This window comes from Bradyrhizobium diazoefficiens (assembly GCF_016612535.1).
GTDB lineage: Bacteria > Pseudomonadota > Alphaproteobacteria > Rhizobiales > Xanthobacteraceae > Bradyrhizobium > Bradyrhizobium diazoefficiens_C.
On sequence record NZ_JAENXS010000001.1, the window covers coordinates 2,096,753 to 2,111,693 of the forward strand.

General features: G+C 65.0%; 12 protein-coding genes and 1 pseudogene. 8 read left to right on the plus strand and 5 right to left on the minus strand.

From position 1 onward, the window contains the following. Window positions 1-10: 10 nt before the first annotated feature. The gene (locus JJE66_RS09825; RefSeq protein ID WP_200514086.1) at window positions 11-541 is read right to left on the minus strand and encodes an SH3 domain-containing protein; all 531 of its coding nucleotides are present in this window, start codon (window positions 539-541) and stop codon (window positions 11-13) included. 338 nt (window positions 542-879) lie between these two features. Between JJE66_RS09825 and JJE66_RS09830 the strand changes: the two genes are divergently transcribed. Next, window positions 880-1,881 (plus strand): D-glycerate dehydrogenase, encoded by a 1,002-nt coding sequence (locus JJE66_RS09830; RefSeq protein WP_200514087.1) that lies wholly within the window; start codon window positions 880-882, stop codon window positions 1,879-1,881. Window positions 1,882-1,883: 2 nt separating this feature from the next. Here JJE66_RS09830 and JJE66_RS09835 read toward each other — a convergent pair whose 3' ends face one another. Beyond that, window positions 1,884-2,795, minus strand: a complete 912-nt coding sequence (locus JJE66_RS09835) for a LysR family transcriptional regulator (protein WP_200514088.1) — start codon at window positions 2,793-2,795, stop codon at window positions 1,884-1,886. A 119-nt stretch (window positions 2,796-2,914) separates the two neighbouring features. Between JJE66_RS09835 and JJE66_RS09840 the strand changes: the two genes are divergently transcribed. After that, window positions 2,915-3,934 (plus strand): aldo/keto reductase, encoded by a 1,020-nt coding sequence (locus JJE66_RS09840; RefSeq protein WP_200514089.1) that lies wholly within the window; start codon window positions 2,915-2,917, stop codon window positions 3,932-3,934. Window positions 3,935-3,943: 9 nt separating this feature from the next. Here JJE66_RS09840 and JJE66_RS09845 read toward each other — a convergent pair whose 3' ends face one another. Beyond that, entirely contained in the window at window positions 3,944-4,747 is an 804-nt protein-coding gene (locus JJE66_RS09845) for a molybdopterin-synthase adenylyltransferase MoeB (protein WP_200514090.1), read from the minus strand. A 91-nt stretch (window positions 4,748-4,838) separates the two neighbouring features. On the opposite strand from JJE66_RS09845, the gene JJE66_RS09850 reads away from it, so the two are divergent. After that, the gene (locus tag JJE66_RS09850) at window positions 4,839-6,200 is read left to right on the plus strand and encodes a serine protease (RefSeq protein ID WP_200514091.1); all 1,362 of its coding nucleotides are present in this window, start codon (window positions 4,839-4,841) and stop codon (window positions 6,198-6,200) included. A gap of 140 nt (window positions 6,201-6,340) precedes the next feature. Here JJE66_RS09850 and ggt read toward each other — a convergent pair. After that, window positions 6,341-8,019, minus strand: a pseudogene (gene ggt / locus JJE66_RS09855) (gamma-glutamyltransferase). 242 nt (window positions 8,020-8,261) lie between these two features. Here ggt and JJE66_RS09860 point away from each other — a divergent pair. Continuing rightward, a complete protein-coding gene (locus JJE66_RS09860; RefSeq protein ID WP_200514092.1) occupies window positions 8,262-9,002 on the plus strand; it encodes a ParA family protein in 741 nt (246 codons plus the stop codon). A 343-nt stretch (window positions 9,003-9,345) separates the two neighbouring features. Here JJE66_RS09860 and mutM read toward each other — a convergent pair whose 3' ends face one another. Then, window positions 9,346-10,251 carry a bifunctional DNA-formamidopyrimidine glycosylase/DNA-(apurinic or apyrimidinic site) lyase gene (mutM, locus tag JJE66_RS09865; RefSeq protein ID WP_200514093.1) on the minus strand — a complete coding sequence of 302 codons (906 nt, stop codon included), beginning with the start codon at window positions 10,249-10,251 and terminating at the stop codon, window positions 9,346-9,348. 81 nt (window positions 10,252-10,332) lie between these two features. Between mutM and ubiE the strand changes: the two genes are divergently transcribed. From ubiE to dut, 4 genes are read left to right on the plus strand one after another with little or no spacing between them, the layout of a single operon-like run. Continuing rightward, window positions 10,333-11,094 carry a bifunctional demethylmenaquinone methyltransferase/2-methoxy-6-polyprenyl-1,4-benzoquinol methylase UbiE gene (gene ubiE / locus JJE66_RS09870; RefSeq protein WP_200514094.1) on the plus strand — a complete coding sequence of 254 codons (762 nt, stop codon included), beginning with the start codon at window positions 10,333-10,335 and terminating at the stop codon, window positions 11,092-11,094. Continuing rightward, window positions 11,091-12,665 carry a 2-polyprenylphenol 6-hydroxylase gene (ubiB, locus tag JJE66_RS09875; protein WP_200514095.1) on the plus strand — a complete coding sequence of 525 codons (1,575 nt, stop codon included), beginning with the start codon at window positions 11,091-11,093 and terminating at the stop codon, window positions 12,663-12,665. The genes ubiE and ubiB overlap by 4 nt, the downstream gene beginning before the upstream one ends. 55 nt (window positions 12,666-12,720) lie before the next feature. Then, window positions 12,721-14,181 carry a bifunctional phosphopantothenoylcysteine decarboxylase/phosphopantothenate--cysteine ligase CoaBC gene (gene coaBC / locus JJE66_RS09880; RefSeq protein ID WP_200514096.1) on the plus strand — a complete coding sequence of 487 codons (1,461 nt, stop codon included), beginning with the start codon at window positions 12,721-12,723 and terminating at the stop codon, window positions 14,179-14,181. Beyond that, entirely contained in the window at window positions 14,178-14,636 is a 459-nt protein-coding gene (gene dut / locus JJE66_RS09885) for a dUTP diphosphatase (protein ID WP_200514097.1), read from the plus strand. The genes coaBC and dut overlap by 4 nt, the downstream gene beginning before the upstream one ends. The last annotated feature ends 305 nt before the right edge of the window (window positions 14,637-14,941 follow it).

Consider the following 14,941-nt stretch of genomic DNA (forward strand, 5'->3'; position numbering starts at 1 on the left):
TTTTGCGGCGTCAGTTCACCTGCTCGTCGGCATAGACGCCCCAGAGCCGCTCCTGCTGGATCCAGCCATCAAAGCCGTTGCCGGTGACGTGGCACCAGCTTGTGGTGCACTTTTTCACTGTCGTGACGACGCCGGCCTGGAGCTTTGCGGCCACCGCGCTATCGGAATCGGCGCGGTCGTAGATCGGCGCAAGCTCGTCCTTGTGCTTCATGGTGACCACCGCAGTGCGGCGGCCCGACAGCAGCGAGTGATAGACCCAGCCCTCGGCGCCCTCGGAATCGCGCACCCGGCGCCAGTTCTCGAACTCGGCGGTGATTTCGACCGGCAAGCCGGAACGGGTGTAGACCCAGGCCACGTCATTGTCCTTGGTCGGGCCGGCGCGGACGTTCACGTGATCCGATTTGAGGCTGACATAGCGCGGCACCGGGAGGCCGCTGGCGGTCTGGGGGGTGCCATCCTTCGCCGAATGCCCAGGGCTGACCGAGGCGCTCAACCAGGTGCAAACGAGCGTCATCACCGAACAAAAACGCCCCAACGCCATCAACCCGTCTCCTGTCGAAGACCTGGGCTCAAAGCCCGGTCCTCACCCCAAATTCCAAAACCTGCCGCGTAATCCCCTCTCCCGCCCCACGCGGGTGTTCCCGAATCCATCTGCAAGCCTTAACCCGTGGTTCTTGTCTTGGCCCGGTCTTCTGCTAGAGAGGACGGACGTCTGAACAACCAGTTTGCCCCGATTTTCCGGCTGGAAATCTCGGGAAAGCTTGAAGGAAACGCCGGGGACGACACGGCAAGGCTAGTGTCGAACAACCGGGTTAATGAGGCCTCAACGGCCGGCCTTTGGTGACAGAGGCGGCCTGCAACGCCTCATGAGGGCAGGACATGTCGGTGAAGAAAAAGCCCCTCGTCGTGGTGACGCGCAAGCTACCGGACTCGATCGAGACCCGGATGCGCGAACTGTTCGACGCGCGCATCAATCTCGACGACACGCCGATGTCGGCCGAGCAGATCGCAGAAGCCGCGCGCACTGCCGACGTCCTGGTTCCGACGGTCACCGACCATATCAGCGCCGACATCGTCAACCAGCCTGACTGCAAGCTTCGCCTGATCGCGAATTTCGGCAACGGCGTCGACAATATCGACGTCGAGGCTGCGCACGCCCGCGGCATCACCGTCACCAACACCCCGAAAGTTCTCACCGAAGACACCGCCGACATGACCATGGCGCTGATCCTGGCGGTGCCGCGCCGGATGATCGAAGGCGCCTCGGTGCTGACGGAAGGAAAGCCCTGGGCGGGCTGGTCGCCGACCTGGATGCTCGGCCACCGCATCGGCGGCAAGCGCCTCGGCATCATCGGCATGGGCCGCATCGGCCAGGCGGTCGCCCGCCGCGCCCGCGCCTTCGGCCTGCAGATCCACTATCATAACCGCCGTCCCGTGGCGCCGAAGATTGCTGAAGAGCTTGGCGCGACCTATTGGGAAAGCCTGGACCAGATGCTGGCGCGGATGGACATCATCTCGGTCAACTGTCCGCACACGCCGGCGACTTATCACCTGCTCTCGGCCCGGCGGTTGAAGCTGATGCGGAAGGACGCCTACATCGTCAACACCGCGCGCGGCGGGGTGACCGACGAGGACACGCTGATCAAGCTGATTGAGGGTGGCGAGATCGGCGGCGCCGGCCTCGACGTCTATGAGCACGAGCCGGCGGTCAATCCGAAGCTGGTGCGGCTCGCCAAGGCCGGCAAGGTGACCCTGCTGCCGCATATGGGCTCGGCCACGATCGAGGGCCGCGTCGAAATGGGCGAGAAGGTGATCATCAACATCCGCACCTTCCTCGACGCGCACAAGCCGCCGGATCGCGTGCTGCCGAGCATGCTCTGAGGTTATTTGCTGCGCGATTCGCGCTTGCGCCAGTCGGCGACGAAATCGATGAAGGCACGCAGCGCCGGCGGCACTTGACGGCGGCTTGGATAGTAGAGGAACGGGCCGGGAAACGGCTCGCACCAGTCTTCCACCAGGCTGATCAGCGCGCCCGACTTCACGGCTTCGCCGACATAGCCATCGAGCGATGCCCAGATGCCCGCGCCGTCGAGCGCGGCGCGCATGGCGAGGCCCATATTGGTCGAGATCAGTTTTGCCGGCGGATCGACCTTGACGATCTGGCCGGCCTTTTCAAATTCCCAATCATGCATGACGCCGCTCGAATAGCGCGCGCGGATGCAGTCGTGGTCGAGCAAATCCTTCGGATGCTTCGGCCTGCCACGGCGCGCGACATAATCGGGCGATGCGACGAGGACATAGTGCTGCGGACCACTGAGCGGAACAGCCACCATGTCCTGCGCGAGATGTTCGCCATAGCGCACGCCGGCATCGTAACCCGCGCTGACGATGTCGACGAAACCGCTCTCGGAGGCGATGTCGAAATCGACCTGAGGATGTGCCTGCAAGAACGGGACGACCATCGGCGCCAGCACCAGGTCCACCGCCGGTGGCGGCGCGTTGATGCGCAGACGGCCTGAGGCGACCTCGCGCAAGCCCCGGACCTGATCCAGGGCATCGCCGACGTCGCGCAGCGCCGGCGCCACCCGTGACAGCAGCAGCTCGCCGGCCTCGGTCAGCGCGACACTGCGGGTGGTGCGGTTCATCAAACGGACGCCGAGGCGCTCCTCCAGATCTCGTAGCCGCTGGCTAAGGCTCGACACCGACACGCGAATTTCGACCGCCGCGCGGCGGAAATTGCGGGTGCGGGCGACCGCCACGAAGGCATCGAGATCGCGTAGATCGGGATCAGCCATTGTTCGATATTTTGAACAAGCTATTCCGGATTGTCCAGCTTATCGCAGCAATGGAGCAGGCGCATATGTGCCCTCGTCACGCGGCGCCATCAGCCGCCGCCTTTTCGAGGAGAGCCATCATGGAACAGCGCAAACTCGGTTCAACCGGCCCCACCGTTTCAAGCCTCGGTCTTGGCTGCATGGGCATGTCCGAGGTCTATGGCCCGGCCGATCGCGGCGAGAGCATCGCCACGGTCCATGCCGCACTTGATGCCGGCATCACGCTGCTCGACACCGGCGATTTCTACGCCATGGGCCACAACGAGATGCTGGTGCGCGACGCACTGAAGGGTGTCGCGCGTGAAAAAGTGCAGATCAGCGTCAAGTTCGGCGCGCTGCGCGGTCCCGCCGGCGAATTCGTCGGAATGGACACACGGCCGGCTGCGACGAAAAATTTTCTGGCCTATTCGCTGCAACGCCTCGGCACCGACTACGTCGATGTCTATCGACCGGCGCGGCTCGATCCCGGCATTCCCATCGAGGAGACGATCGGCGGCCTCGCTGATCTCGTGAAGGCCGGCTATGTCAGGCATATCGGCCTGTCCGAGGTCGGCTCCGACACCATCCGGCGCGCACACGCGGTGCATCCGATCGCCGATCTCCAGATCGAATATTCGCTGATCGAGCGCGGCATCGAGCGCGATATCCTGAAGACCTGCCGTGAGCTCGGCATTGCCATTACGGCCTACGGCGTGCTGGCGCGCGGCTTGATCAGCGGCCATTGGTCGAAGGATTCCGGCAAGGCCGGCCGCGATTACCGGCTGATGACGCCGCGCTTCCAGGGATCGAATCTCGATGCCAATCTCGCGCTGGTGGAGCAGCTGCGCGCGATCGCCAGCGAGATCGGCGCAACACCGGCGCAGGTCGCGATCGCCTGGGTGGCGGCGCAGGGCCAAGAACACGACCAGGAAATCATACCACTGATCGGCGCCCGCACCCGTACCCGTCTGACTGAGGCGCTCGGCACAACCAAGGTGACGCTGACGCCGGCGCATCTGGCTGCGCTGGCAAAAGCTTTCCCGCCGAACGTTGCCGCCGGCACGCGCTACGCGGCCGAACAGATGGCACATCTCGACAGCGAGAAGCCGGCCAGCGCGTAACGGCCGTCATCAGGCACGATGGGCGCTGAGATCTGACATCACCGGCCCATCGCCATTGAGCGGATTGGCCGGATCGCGCGCATAGCGCAAGGTCTCGAACCGCATCGCACGCGCATCTATCATCAGGAGGCGGCCGACCAGGCCCTCACCAAAACCGACGATCTCGCGGATCGCCTCCAGCGCCATCATCGAGCCCATCACGCCCGCAAGCGCGCCCATGACGCCGGCCTCCGCGCAGGCCGGCACGGTGCCCGGCGGCGGCGCCTCCGGAAACAGGCAGCGATAGGTCGGGTTGAAGACGCCCTGCTCGTTTGTCTCATGCGCGCGGATGGTGGTGAGCGAGCCGTCGAAGGTGCCGAGCGCAGCCGTGATCAGCGGCCGCTTCGCGAAGAAGCAGGCATCGGAGGCCAGATAGCGCGTCGAGAAATTGTCGGAGCCGTCGAGCACGAGATCGTAATCGCTGATCAGGCTTAGCGCATTGTCGGCGTTGAGCCAGGTGGCGTGGCCGACGAAGCGGACATGCGGATTGAGCGCCGCGATCCGCTCGGCGGCGCTCTCGATCTTGTGCCGGCCGATATCGGGCGTGGTGTGGATCACCTGGCGCTGCAAATTGGACAGCGACACGACGTCGTCATCGACCACACCGAGCGTGCCGACGCCGGCGGCGGCCAGATACATCAGGGCGGGCGCACCGAGCCCGCCGGCGCCGATCACCAGCACGGAGGCGCGTTTCAGCGCAGCCTGGCCGGGACCACCGACATCGCGCAGCACGATATGGCGGGCATAACGTTCGAGTTCGTCCGGGCTGAGCAAGTTCTTTGACTCCTGAACCACCGCAACATTGTTCGCGACCAACGAGATGTGCTTCAATGGCAGCGCGTTCAATGGGCTGGCTGGATTTGTCATGAGATCGATGCTTGCGGCAACACTGATGTTGGCGTCTGCCACAGGCGCCAGCGCCCAGATGACGGCGCCGCAGGTCCCCGGCAACAAGCCGAAGGTGGTCCAGACCGTTCCGATCAAGCCGCCCGCCCTGCAGACGGCATCGGAGACGGCAGATGCCATGGCGCAGGCCGAGCGGCTGTCGCTCCAATCCGACCTCGCCTGGGTCGGCGAATATAACGGCGCCATCACCGGCGACATTAGCTCCCGCATGGTCGACGCCATCAAGGAGTACCAGAAGAAGAAGGGTGGCAAGCCGACCGGCGTGCTCAATCCGCAGCAACGCGCCGCGCTCGCCGAGACCGCGCGGCGCAAGCAGGACAGCGTCGGCTGGAAGATCGTGACCGAGATGACCAGCGGCGCGCGGCTCGGCATACCCGCAAAACTAGCGCCGAATCAGGCGACCGATGCCAATGGCTCCAAATGGACCTCGCCGACCGGCACGGTGCAGGTGCTGCTCAGCCGTCGCAAGGAAGCCAACCCGACCACCGCCAAGCTCGCGGACGCGGAGAAGAAGGAGCCGGCCGGGCGCAAGGTCGATTACACCGTGGTGAAGCCCGACTTCTTCGTGCTGTCGGGATTGCAAGGCCTGAAGAAGTTTTACGTGCGCGGCACATTTAAGGGCGATGAAGTTCGCGTCATGACGATTTTGTACGACCAGGCCACCGAGAACACGGTCGAGCCGGTCGTGATCGCGATGTCGAGCGCGTTCAATGCGTTTCCCACGGGGCCGCAGGCCGGGCCTGCGCCGCGCAAGACCGTCGAATACGGCACCGGCATTGTCGTCAGTGACGACGGCGCGATCATCACCGATCGCCTTGTCACGGATTCCTGTCTCGCCATCACCATCGGCGGCTACGGCAATGCCGATCGTCTCGCCGAGGACAAGGCGCACGATCTCGCGCTGCTGCATGTCTATGGCGCACGTGGCCTGAAGCCGCTCAGCCTGACTGGCGGCACGGCGAAGACGAGTGTCGAGGTCGTCGGTATCGCAGATCCGCAGAGCCAGGGCGGCGCGGCCGGCGTGTCGAGTGTCAAGGCCGCGCTGGCATCGGTCGGTGGCAGCGATTCCGCGCTGTCGCCACCGCCGGCCGTTGGATTTTCCGGCAGCGCGGCGATCGACGGCGACGGCAAGTTCGCTGGCGTTACGTTGTTGAAGCCGGCAATGGTCGCGGGTCCCGCGACAGCAGTGCCGTCGTCACAGGCGGTGATGGTCGCAGCGGAGACGGTGCGCGATTTCCTGAAAGCAAACGGCGTCAGCGCGAACGGCGCGTCGACGGACGCGAAAGCCGCCATCGTGCGCGTGATCTGCGTGCGCAAATAACTTTCGTGTCCCGGACGCGCTGCAACGCGTAGCGTTGCTGCGCAGAGCCGGGACCCATGCATCCACATTCCGTGCAACCAATGCTGGGCCCCGGCTCTGCAGCGCACCGCTTCGCGCTGCGCCGCGTCCGGGGCACGAGACTAAGCGAGCCTAAACCTCACCCCGCTCTTCGCGAGGCCGCCGGACATCCCGACCGGCGTGCCGTCCGCGCGCCAGCAGGCGGCGCCAGTCATGGTGCCGTCGTCGTGGAAGGCGATGCCGTTCATGCCGCCGGCGACCGTTGCGACGGGCTGGACCTTGTGGCCGAGCGCCGCGAGCTTCGTCCGAACGGCCTCCGGCACTTTCTGCTCGACCTCGAGCGCGTTGCCCTCGGTCCAGACCCGCGGCGCCTCGACCGCTTCCTGCAGGCACATGCCGTGGTCGATCAGATTGACCAGTGCCTGCATCGCGCTCGGGAAGATGCGCTTGCCGCCGGGCAGTCCCAGCGCGTAGCGCAGCTTGCCATCGCGCAGCGCCATCATCGGCGACATCGAGGTGGTGACGCGCTTGCCCGGCGCCAGCGACAGCGCGTGGCCGGGACGCGGATCGAACAGGTTCATGTAATTGTTGGCGATCGCCCCCAGGCCCGGGATCATGATCTTGGCGCCGAACAGATTGTTGATGGTCTGCGTGGTCGCGACCACATTGCCGAAAGCATCCGCCGCGGTCATGTGCGTGGTGTGTGCGCCTTCGAGCTGCGTCACACCGGCGCCCCAGGTCTGAGCCCGCGCCGGATCGATCGCGCGACGGCGCACCTCGGCGTAAGCCTTCGACGTCAGCTTCTCCACGGGCACGCCCACGAAGTCGGGATCGCCACTGGCCGCGGCGCGATCGGCGAAGGCGATCTTCAGGACCTCGGCGAGATAGTGAATCGTCTCGGGCGTGCCGAAGCCGAGGCTGCCGATGTCGTAGCCTTCCAGAATGTTCAGCATCTGCGCGATGTGCCCGCCGGAGGCCGCGGGCGGCGGCGGCCCAAAAATAGTCCAGCCGCGATAGTCGGCGCGGATCGGCTGGCGCTCGACCGTCTTGTAGGCCGTGAGATCGTTACGGCGGATGAAACCGCCGGCCTTCTCCATGTAGTCGACCAGGATGTCGCTGAGCGGCCCCTCATAGAGCGCCTTCTCGCCGTGATCGGCGATGGTGCGGAGCGTCTCGACATATTCGGCCTGCACCACGCGCTCACCGACCTTCAACGGCTCGCCGTTCGGCAAATAGATCGCCGCGATCGGCTTGTCCTTGCGCATCTCGGCGGCGCTCTCGCTGATGCATTCGTGAAGATAGGGCGTCGCCACATAGCCGCGCGCGGCGTGCTTGATCGCGGGCTGCATGACATCGGCGAGGCTCATGGTGCCGAACCGGCGCAGCGTCTCGCACCAGGCCTTGAGCGAGCCCGGCGTGGCGACGGCCTTCGCTCTGTTGAGGTTCTCGTTGCCGACGGTGTCGAACACGTCATGCGCCGAGCCCGGCTTGGAGGTGTAAGTGGTGTCGCGGACCGCCGAGGCACCGTGCTCTGGCCGTCGATGAAGCGGTGGCTGCCATCTGCGAGACGGATATGTGCCATGCCGCCGCCGATGATGCCGACCATCATGGGCTCGACCACGGTCAGCGTGAACAAGGTCGCGATCGCAGCATCGATGGCGTTGCCGCCGGCCGCCAGCATCTCGGCGCCGGCACTGGAGGCCAGTGGGTGGTTGCTGACCACCATGCCGCGGCTCGAGACCGCCGGCATTTTCTGACATTCAAAGGTCGTCGCCGTCCGATCGCGCCAATTGCCGCTCATGCCGCCTGTCCCTCTTATTCACGGCGGCTAGCACATCACACGCAGGATTACGGGTCCAGTAATGGTACGGATTAGCTGGCATTCCCGATTCTGCCATCATTGTTACTGCTGATTCGGACATCCGCGATCCCCTTTGGATCGGGCCGGGCACGTCCTGAGCGAGAAGAGCTCAGCATCCCCATCGATGCACGTTCGCGTGGCGTTACCCCTAGACCCCGGCACTCCAAAGGATTCATCTTCCAATGCACACGATCGTACTCGCCACCCAAAAGGGCGGCAGTGGCAAGAGCACCCTCGCCATCGGCCTCGCGCTGGCAGCCAAGCAGGCCGGCTTCACCGTCCGCCTGATCGAGACGGACCCACAGGGCACCCTGTCCAACTGGCAGCGCCGCCGCAACAACGACGATATCGTCGTCGAGCCGATCTATCACGCCGCCGATTTCGAACCGCGGCTGAAGATGCTGGCCGACAGCGGTCTCCAGCTCGCGATCGTCGACACCGCGGCCGGCCTCAGCGCCACGACCACCGCTGCGATCCGTCATTCCGACCTCTGCCTGATTCCGGCGCGCCCGAGCGTCGCCGACATCGAGGCGACCGTCTCCACCCTCAGCGTCGCGCGCGCCTGGAAGCGGCCCTACAGCTTCGTGCTGAACCAGACCCCGATCCGCGGCCAGCGCATCGACAACGCAGCCAACACGCTCGCCGAAGAAGGCGCGCTCGATCTCGCTGACGTGCTCGCGCGCCCGCTGATTGTGATGCGCAACGATCACCAGGACTCGCTCGCCTCCGGCCTCGCCGTCAGCGAATTCGCGCCGAACGGCAAGTCGACCGAGGAAGTCCGCGGCCTCTGGCGCTGGATCGAGACCCGGCTCGAACTCTCCGCCGGCAATCTGCTGATCGACCAGGTCATGTCGGCGGCCGACGGAATGCTGCATGCCGCTGCCGAGATTTCGGCGGACGAAACCACCACTCTTGCGTCCTGAGCGCGGCAATCGCTCAGGCCGCAGACGGGCTCATCGCTATCCGGTGAATGAGCTCAAGCGACGAAGCAATCCGGCCACCAGCCCGGCCGGATTGCTTCGCTTCGCGTTTTGGACGATGGCAGCCGCGCTCTCGAACAAAAAATCTCGAAAACAACCCCATGCACAGTAGAACCGCTCCCGGCGAAGGCACTCGGCGAGAGCGCGCAGGCAACTGACTGATCAGGCAAAACGGCGATGCGCGAGCTTTCGTAGCTCGGATGGAGCGTAGCGCAATCCGAGGCACCTGCACCTGTCGTGCGACGGTCCCGGATTTCGCTGCGCTCATCCGGGCTACGGTGCTACGTCACTTCTGACATTTCGAACACCAGAAGGTCGAGCGGCCGTTCTGGGTGAAGCGCTTCACGATGCCGCCGCAGCGCGGTGTCTTGCAGATTTCGCCTTCGCGGTCGTAGACCTTGAAGGAATGCTGGAAATAGCCGAGCTCGCCAGAGGTCTGGCGATGGTCGCGCAATGACGAGCCGCCGGCCTTGATGGCGTCGTTGAGCACGGTGTGGATCGCGCCGACCAGCCGCTTGGCGTGGTCGGTCGGCTCGCCCCCGGCAACGCCCTTGCGTTGTCCGGACTTGGTCGACAATGTCGCGGCAATCCGCCGCGGCGACAGATGCGAGCGATGCAGGGCTTCGCAGACATAGATGTTGCCAAGGCCTGCGACCACGCGCTGATCGAGCAGCGCGGCCTTCAGGCTGGTGGTCTTGTCCTGGCAGGACCGCGCCAACATCGCGGCGTCGAACTCGTTGCCGAGCGGCTCGGGGCCGAGGTCGCGCAAGAGCGGCTCGTCGTCCAGTGCGCTGCGCGCGATCACTTTCATGTAACCGAAGCGGCGCGGATCGTTGAACACGATGTCGGCGCCCGAGGACATCCGAAACAGCACGTGGTCATGCGCAGAGTCCTTACCGCGCGGATAGTGAAACTCGCCGGGCGCAGCCTCCTTGTCGGGCTTGATGACACGGAACGAGCCCGACATACCCAGATGCATCAACAGCACGTCGCCGGAGGCGAGATCGGCCATGAGATATTTTGCACGGCGGCCGAGCCCCGTGACGATCTGCCCCTGGAGCCGGGCCACGAAATCCGGCTGGAACGGGAAGCGCAGATCGGGCCTGCGGGCCTCCGCGACGACGATTTTCGCGCCCTCCATGACCGGCTGAAGGCCGCGGCGGACGGTCTCGACTTCGGGCAATTCGGGCATGGTCAGGCATTCACCTTATGAGGGCGGTGTGATAGCGCCATTGTGGCGGCCGCGCTATGGTCGTCACTGTGGAGTAGAGTAATGGATCGGCCAGGCGAAACCACGCATTTTGGCTTCAAAGACGTTCCCCTGGGGGACAAGCAGACGCTGGTGAACGATGTGTTTCACAGCGTGGCGTCGCGCTATGATTTGATGAACGATTTGATGTCCGGCGGCCTGCACCGGGTCTGGAAGGACATCATGATCAACGCGCTCGACCCGCCGCGGAGTGACCGGCCGTTCGCGCTGCTCGATGTCGCCGGCGGCACCGGCGACATCTCGTTCCGGGCTGCCAAGGCGGCGGGTCCCGGCTTCCATGCCACCGTCTGCGACATCAATTCCGACATGCTGGCGGTGGGCCGCGAGCGTGCCGCCAAGCGCCATCTCGAGACCCAGGTCGATTTCGTCGAAGGCAATGCCGAAGCGCTCGCCTTCGCCGACCGCAGCTTTGACGCATATACGATCGCTTTCGGCATTCGCAATGTGCCGCAGATCGACCTTGCGCTGCGCGAGGCCTATCGCGTGCTCAAGCCCGGCAGCCGCTTCCTGTGCCTGGAATTCTCCACCGTCGAGATGCCCGGCCTCGACAAGCTCTACGATTTTTTCTCGTTCAAGGTGATTCCGCCGCTCGGCCGCATGGTCACGGGCGACGCCGAATCCTATCAATATCTGGTCGAATCGATCCGCAAGTTTCCCAAGCCCAACGCCTTCGCCGACATGATCCGGGCGGCCGGCTTTTCCCGCGTCAGCTGGCAGACATTGACCGGCGGCATCGTCGCACTGCATTCGGGCTGGCGTTTGTGATCTCTGCCATCACCCACATGTCGCGCCTGATCCGCGCCGCGTTCGTGTTTGCGCGCGAGGGCGTGTTCGGCTCCGTCGATCCGAGCCTGGTGCCGCCGCCCGGGCAGCTTGCGCTGAAACTTGCGCGCATCATCGAGCGCCGCGGGCCCAAGGATGGGCCACGGATGTCGCGCGCGCTGACCCGGATGGGCCCGGCCTATCTCAAGCTCGGACAGTTTCTGGCGACCCGTCCTGACGTCGTCGGCGTCGTCATGGCGCGCGACCTTGAAAGCCTCCAGGACCGCCTGCCGCCGTTTTCGCAAGCGGAAGCGGAAGCGGCGATCTCGACGTCGCTGGAACGGCCGCTGAAGGATGTGTTCGTAAGTCTCAGTCCCCCGGTCGCAGCCGCCTCGATCGCACAGGTGCATCGCGGCGAGGTCGAGCGCGACGGCATCCGCAAGGCGGTCGCCGTGAAAGTGCTGCGGCCCAATGTGGCTTCACGCTTCCGCCGCGACCTCTCCGACTTCTTCTTCGTCGCGCACAAGGCGGAGGCCTATTCGAGCGAGGCACGACGACTGCGCCTGATCGAAGTCATCAACACCATGTCGCGCTCGGTCGCGATGGAGATGGATTTGCGGCTGGAAGCGGCTGCGCTGTCGGAGATGGCCGAGAACACGCAGGGCGATCCCGATTTCCGCGTGCCGACCGTCGACTGGGACCGCACCACGCACAACGTGCTGACGATGGAGTGGATCGACGGCATCGCGCTGAACGATCACAAGCGCCTGGAAGAGGCGCAGGTCGATCTGCCTGATCTTGGCCGCAAGGTGATCCAGAGTTTCCTCCGTCACGCGCTGCGCGACGGCTTCTTCCACGCCGACATGCATCCGGGCAATCTGTTCCTGGACGATGCCGGCCGCCTCGTCGCGGTCGATTTCGGCATCATGGGCCGGCTCGGGATGAAGGAGCGGCGCTTCCTCGCCGAAATCCTGCTCGGCTTCATCACCCGCGACTATCGCCGCGTCGCCGAAGTGCATTTCGAGGCGGGCTACGTGCCCGCGCATCACTCGGTCGAGAATTTCGCGCAAGCCATCCGCGCCATCGGCGAGCCGATCCACAACCGCACCGCCGAGGAAATCTCGATGGCGCGGCTGCTGACGCTGCTGCTCGAGGTCACCGGCCTGTTCGACATGACGACGCGGCCCGAGCTGATTCTGCTCCAGAAGACCATGGTCGTGGTCGAGGGCGTGGCGCGCGGCTTCGACCCCAAGCTCGACATCTGGAAGGTCGCCGACCCCGTGGTGCGGGAATGGATCGAGCGCAATCTCGGACCGCTCGGCCGCATCCAGGGCGCGATGTCCGGCGCCGGTGTACTGGGTCACCTGCTTTCGAAACTGCCCGAGATCGCGAGCCGCACCGTCACCTTGCTGGAGCAGATGGAAGACATGAGTCGCGAGGGTCACTTCCTGTCGCCGGACACGATCGAGGCCTTGGGTCGCAAGGAGGCGAAGAAAGCCCGTGTGAGCACGATCGCGCTCTGCGTCATCGCTGCCGCCTCCATCGGCATTCTAATCGCCCTGCTGCGCATGTGATTGCAATGCAGTCGCATAAATGATAGCAATGCTATCATTTTGAGGGAATGCTGCCATGGCAAGCCTGACCATCCGCAAGCTCGACGAACACGTCAAAACCTATTTGCGGCTGCGGTCGGCCAAGAACCACAGGTCGGTCGAGGAAGAGGTCCGGGTCATCCTGCGGGAGCTGATCGAGGGCCGCGAGGAGCCGCTGACGCCGTTTGCGGTACCACCCGAGGCATCCCCCGCGCCCGCGTCTTTGCGCACCGGCGCCCTTCCCGAGACCAGCGTCACCCTGATCATCGGTGGCGGGATCGCGGCCTATAAATCGCTCGACCTGATCCGGAGGCTCAAGGAGCGCCGCATCGAGGTCCGCTGCGTGCTGACCAAGGCGGCGCAGCAATTCGTCACGCCGCTGGCGGTGAGCGCGCTCTCGCATGAGCGTGTCTATACTGATCTGTTCGACCCCCAGAGCGAGTTCGACGCTGGCCACATCCGCCTCGCACGCGACTGCGACATGATCGTGGTGGCGCCGGCCACCGCCGACCTGATGGCCAAGATGGCGAACGGCCATGCCGACGATCTCGCCAGTGCCATCCTGCTCGCGACCAACCGCAAAATCCTGCTGGCGCCGGCAATGAATCCGCTGATGTGGAACAACGCGGCGACGCGGCGCAATGTCGGCTTGCTCCAGCGCGACGGTGTAGTGCTGATCGGCCCCAATTCCGGCGAGATGGCCGAAGCGGGCGAGGCCGGCATCGGCCGCATGTCCGAGGCGATCGAGATCGCCACCGCGGCCGAGCGGCTCTTGCGGCCGCCGGTGCCGCGGCCACTCGCCGGCAAGCGCGTGCTGATCACTGCGGGCCCGACCCACGAGCCGATCGATCCGGTGCGCTATATCGCCAACCGCTCTTCCGGCAAGCAGGGCTTTGCCATTGCCGCGGCGGCGCAGGCCGCGGGGGCAGAAGTGATTCTGGTAAGCGGCCCCGTGGACCTCGGAGATCCCCAGGGCGTCACGGTGAAGCACGTCGAATCGGCGCGGCAGATGCTGGAGCAGGTGCAGGCTGCCCTTCCCGCCGACATCGCGATCTTCGCCGCCGCGGTCGCCGACTGGCGCGTTGCCAATGAAGGCGGGCAGAAGCTGAAGAAGACTTCGGCCGGCATGCCGCCGCTGCAGCTGGTCGAAAACCCCGACATTCTCGCCACCATCTCGAAACTCGCCGACAAACGCCCGCCGCTGGTGATCGGCTTTGCCGCCGAGACCGAGCATCTCATCGACAACGCCAAGACCAAGCTTGCCCGCAAGGGCTGCGACTGGATCGTCGCCAATGACGTCTCGCCGGCCACGGGCGTGATGGGCGGCGATCGCAACACCGTCCATCTCATCAGCAAGAATGCTGCGAACAACGGCGAGATCATTGTTGATTCCTGGCCGGTGATGACCAAGGAACAGGTCGCTATCGAGCTGGTCGCGCATATCGCAAAGCGCGTGACCGACAAATCCGTCGACAAATCCTTGGAGCCGGCACCTTGAGCACGACAATCACGGTCGAACTGCAACGCCTGCCCCACGCGGACGGCCTGCCGCTGCCGGCCTATCAGACCGCGGAAGCCGCCGGCGTCGACCTGATGGCTGCGGTTCCGGACAGCGAACCGATGACGCTCGCGCCCGGCCAATATGCGCTGGTGCCGACCGGGCTTGCGATCGCCCTTCCGCCCGGACATGAGGCCCAGGTGCGGCCGCGCTCGGGACTTGCGGCCAAGCACGGCGTCACCATCCTGAACTCGCCCGGCACGATCGACGCCGACTACCGCGGCGAGATCAAGGTGATCCTGATCAACCACAGTGCCACCCCCTTCGTGATCAAGCGCGGCGAGCGCATCGCGCAGATGGTGATCGCGCCGGTGGTCCAGGCCGCGCTGGTTCCCGTCGCGACGCTGTCGTCGACCGATCGCGGCGCCGGCGGCTTCGGCTCGACGGGTCGTTAGTTTCTTACCTCTCCCGCTTGCGGGAGAGGTCGACGCGCTCGCAGAGCGTGGCGGGTGAGGGCTCTCTCCTCTTGGGAGATTGTCCCGTTGCGGAGACACCCTCTCCCCAACCCTCTCCCGCAAGCGGGAGAGGGAGCGCACCGGCTTCGTGGTCACGACCTCACCTCATTGCTCGCCAACGCGCGGCAATCCCAAGCGAATCATCCCGAAGAACTACGTGATTGGAACCCCCGTGCCCGGCATTTTTGTGGGGCCGCCTTTGCGTTCACGATCTGGACTCTTACCGGTGGAGTCACGGTGAGGGT